We start from the raw sequence: 3,659 nt of genomic DNA, 5'->3' as shown, positions 1-3,659 counted from the left end.
ATGCACGTCGCCGCCGATCTTCGTGGCCGCTGCAACCGTATTGAGCGTCGCTGCCTTGATCGACGCGTTGTCGTGTTCCGCAATTACCAGAATCGTCATGTTCAGATCACCTTCGCTTCGTTCTTCAGCTTCTCGACCAGGGTCTTTACGTCGGGCACCGCGATACCGGCGCTGCGCTTCGGCGGCTCGACGACCTTCAGCGTCTTCAACCGCGGCGCAACATCGACGCCGAGTTCGGCAGGCGTCATCGTGCTTAACGGCTTCTTCTTCGCCTTCATGATGTTCGGCAGCGTGACGTAACGCGGCTCGTTCAGGCGCAAGTCCGTCGTGATGATTGCCGGCAGCTTCAGCGACAGCGCTTCCGCACCGCCATCCACTTCGCGCGAGACAGAAGCGCGGCCATCGGCGATCACGACTTTCGAGGCGAACGTCGCTTGCGGCAATCCCGCCAAGGCAGCGAGCATCTGACCGGTCTGATTCGAATCGTCATCGATAGCCTGCTTGCCGAGAATGACGAGCTCAGGCTTTTCCTGATCGACCAACGCCTTCAGGATCTTCGCGACGGCGAGCGGCTGAAGCTCTTCCGCCGTCTCCACCAGCACCGCGCGATCCGCACCGATGGCAAGCGCCGTGCGCAAGGTTTCCTGACACTGCGTCACACCGCACGACACGGCGATCACTTCAGTCGCGATGCCCGCTTCCTTCAGACGCACTGCTTCCTCAACGGCGATTTCATCGAACGGGTTCATCGACATCTTCACGCTGGCGAGTTCCACGCCCGTGTTGTCCGACTTCACGCGCACCTTCACGTTGTAATCCACCACGCGTTTGACGGTTACGATAACTTTCATAAGCTTGAGATGAGAGTGAAATTATCTTTACTGCGCGCCCAGTTCGCGGGCCAGTTCATCCGAGCGCGCCTGTGCCGCACGCACGCCGCGCCCGATTTCTTCCTTGATGCCGGACTGTTCGAACGAGGCCAGCGCGGCCGCCGTCGTGCCGCCCTTCGACGTCACCCGCTCGCGCAACACTGCCGCCGTTTCATCCGACTGCCGCGCCAGCGCCGATGCACCGAAAAACGTCTCCAGCGCCAGCGTGCGCGCCTGCCCGGCATCGAGCCCGGCGCTTTCGCCCGCAGCGATCAATGATTCGATGAAATAGAACACGTAGGCCGGCCCGCTTCCCGACACTGCCGTGACCGCATCGAGTTGTGCTTCGTGCTCGACCCACAGCGTAGCGCCCACCGAACTCATGACGGCATTCGCCTGCTCGCGCATGTCGGGCGTCACGTCTGGCGCCGCGTGCAGTCCCGTCATGCCCATGCCAATCAACGCGGGCGTGTTCGGCATCGACCGGACGATGGCCGCGTAGCCGCCGAGCCAACGCGAGATATCCGCGATGCGCACGCCCGCCGCGACGCTGATGACGAGTTGCCGCCTGAGCAACGGAGCAAGCGCGGCGCACACCTTCTCCAGGATTTGCGGCTTCACGGCGAGCACGACTGCATCGACGCCTTCCGCCGATGCAAGGCGCTCCGCCGTAGCGACACCCAGTTCCTGCGCGGCTGCTTGCCGCTTGCTTTCGTCGGGATCGACGGCCAGCAGGTCATGCGGGGTTGCGCCTCGTCGAATGAGTCCGCCCATCAGAGCCGAAGCGAGATTACCTGCGCCGATGAAGGCGATTTTCATATTGTTTTCCTGAGTTAAGCATCTTTGATTGAACTACAATCGAAGCCATCGGAATACAATCATTGGCCCCATGCCCAAGGCATCATCCACGTCTGCGCGCAGCACGCGCGAAGCATCCGGCGAGCGCTCTTCGCTGTTCGTCGGTTCCGCTGAAAAGACCTTCCGTGTGCTGCACGCCTTCGACGGTCCGAACCGGCAGATGACGCTTGCAGATCTCGCCAAGGCTTCGTCGCTGGACCGCAGCGCCGCGCAACGCATCGTTCATACGCTCGAAGCGCTCGGCTATCTGGCGCGTGTGCCTGAAACGCGCGACTACCGTCTCACGACCAAGGTTCTGCAGTTTTCGTATAACTACATCCGCGCCAACGAGCTGATCGATAAAGCCTCGCCTTATTTGCTCGACATCAGCCGTCATCTCGGCGAAACCACGAACCTGCACGAGATCGACGGCAATGAGATCGTGTTTGTCGCGCGCTTTCCCGGCCGCCATCTCTTCAACGTGGATATCGCGCTGGGCGCGCGTCTTCCCGCGCTTTATACGGCGTCCGGCATCGCCATTCTTTCGCGTCTTCCCGAGAAGCAGCTGAAGGCCGTCATGTCGCGCACACCGCTCGAACGCATGACGCCCTATACCGAAACCGATCAGAAGAAGCTGCTCGAACGCGTGCATCAGGCATCGCGCCGGGGCTATAGCGTCATCGAGAATGAAACCGTGCTGGGCGACATCGCCGTGGCCGCGCCGATCACCGATCATGACGGCACCGCTGTGGCCGCCGTCAACATCTCGGTGCCCACCACGCGCTGGACCATCGAGCGTGTCGAGGCGGAACTGGTCAAGCACGTACAGGTCGCCGCGACCTCCATCTCGAAGTCGCGGCTGCCGATGTCGCGCCGCTGATCAGCGCCCTTCGAAGATCGCCAGCTGCTTCTTCAGCTCGGCGCGCAGGTTGCCCGACAGCGTGTCGTCGGCACGAACCAGCGGCGCGAGCATGTCCGGCGCATTCACGCCGATCAGGTCCATGACCGACTTCATCGGGCCCGGATTGGTTTCGGCGAACGCGAGGTTCATCAGCGGGATCAGCGAGCGATGCATCGCGAGCGCTTCCTGCGTCTTGCCTGCGCTGGCGAGTTCGAAGATACGGCGCCATGCCGTCGGCAACAGCGACGCCGTCACGACGATACCGCCCCGCGCCCCCGCCGCCACGTGGAGCGGGAACAAGGTGTCTTCACCGCTCAACACCGCGAAGGAATCATCGACGCCCGCGACTACGCGCAGGAAGTGATACATGTCGGTGTTGCACGCCTTCATGCCGATGATGCGTTCATGCTTCGACAACTCATGAATGACCTCGGGCGCAATCGCGATACGCGTGCGGTACGGGATTTCGTACAGCAGGATGGGCACCGGGGATTCGTCGGCGTAGCGCAGGAAGTAATCGCGGATGCCGGCCTGCGTCGGGTTCGTGTAATACGGCGTCAGCACGAGCAAGGCGTCGGCGCCGGCGGCGGCGAAGTCCTTCGCGGCTTTCATTGCATCGTGATATCCCGGATCGAGCACGCCGGCGATCACCGGAATGCGGCCCGCTGCTTCGCGCGCGGTCAGTTCGACCATGCGCACGCGCTGCTCGCTCGACAGCGCGCCGTATTCGCCCGTGCCGCCCAGCGGCAGCACGCCGTCGATGCCCTGTTCGAGCAGATAGCGCAGCAAGGCGCGGGTGGCATCGACGTTGATGGTATCGTCCGGATTCACCGGCGTGGGAATCGCGGGCAGGATGCCATGCAAGGATTGAGACGTCAGCGACATACGATTTTCTCTAAATTTGAATGGCTCAGGATGCCGTGCTTCGACGACGCAAGCGGTCGGCAATGGAAATCAGAATGGAGATGAACACGAACAGCAGCGTCGAGACAGCGGCGATCACCGGCGAGATCTGCATCGTGGTCTCGTCCCAGAACTGCTTGGGCAGCGTC

At 62.2% G+C, this 3,659-nt stretch carries 4 protein-coding genes and 1 pseudogene; 1 reads left to right on the top strand and 4 read right to left on the bottom strand.

The window, feature by feature from the left end:
• The 3 genes and pseudogenes from QCE69_RS39150 to proC all read right to left on the bottom strand — a co-directional run.
• Positions 1-99, bottom strand: a pseudogene (locus tag QCE69_RS39150) (electron transfer flavoprotein subunit alpha/FixB family protein); the annotation flags it as partial.
• Between the two features lie 2 nt (positions 100-101).
• Entirely contained in the window at positions 102-851 is a 750-nt protein-coding gene (locus QCE69_RS39145) for an electron transfer flavoprotein subunit beta/FixA family protein (RefSeq protein ID WP_309936128.1), read from the bottom strand.
• Positions 852-878: 27 nt separating this feature from the next.
• Positions 879-1,688, bottom strand: a complete 810-nt coding sequence (gene proC, locus QCE69_RS39140; RefSeq protein ID WP_309936127.1) for a pyrroline-5-carboxylate reductase — start codon at positions 1,686-1,688, stop codon at positions 879-881.
• Between the two features lie 70 nt (positions 1,689-1,758).
• Here proC and QCE69_RS39135 point away from each other — a divergent pair, with 70 nt between their 5' ends.
• Positions 1,759-2,586, top strand: coding sequence for an IclR family transcriptional regulator (locus tag QCE69_RS39135; protein WP_250510646.1), 828 nt, complete (start codon positions 1,759-1,761; stop codon positions 2,584-2,586).
• Here the strand turns inward: QCE69_RS39135 and dapA are convergent, their stop codons facing one another.
• Positions 2,587-3,492, bottom strand: a complete 906-nt coding sequence (dapA, locus tag QCE69_RS39130; RefSeq protein WP_309936126.1) for a 4-hydroxy-tetrahydrodipicolinate synthase — start codon at positions 3,490-3,492, stop codon at positions 2,587-2,589.
• Positions 3,493-3,659 lie beyond the last annotated feature (167 nt).

Origin of the sequence: Caballeronia sp. LZ032 (assembly GCF_031451315.1) — a bacterium.
Taxonomy (GTDB): domain Bacteria; phylum Pseudomonadota; class Gammaproteobacteria; order Burkholderiales; family Burkholderiaceae; genus Caballeronia.
Note: the sequence above shows the minus strand (reverse complement) of the source record. Positions and strands in the feature narration are given on the sequence as shown.

Coding starts and splice junctions, on each gene's coding strand:
- dapA (WP_309936126.1), bottom strand. CDS start 3,492: ATGTCGCTGACGTCTCAATCCTTGCATGGCATCCTGCCCGCGATTCCC.
- QCE69_RS39145 (WP_309936128.1), bottom strand. CDS start 851: ATGAAAGTTATCGTAACCGTCAAACGCGTGGTGGATTACAACGTGAAG.
- proC (WP_309936127.1), bottom strand. CDS start 1,688: ATGAAAATCGCCTTCATCGGCGCAGGTAATCTCGCTTCGGCTCTGATG.
- QCE69_RS39135 (WP_250510646.1), top strand. CDS start 1,759: ATGCCCAAGGCATCATCCACGTCTGCGCGCAGCACGCGCGAAGCATCC.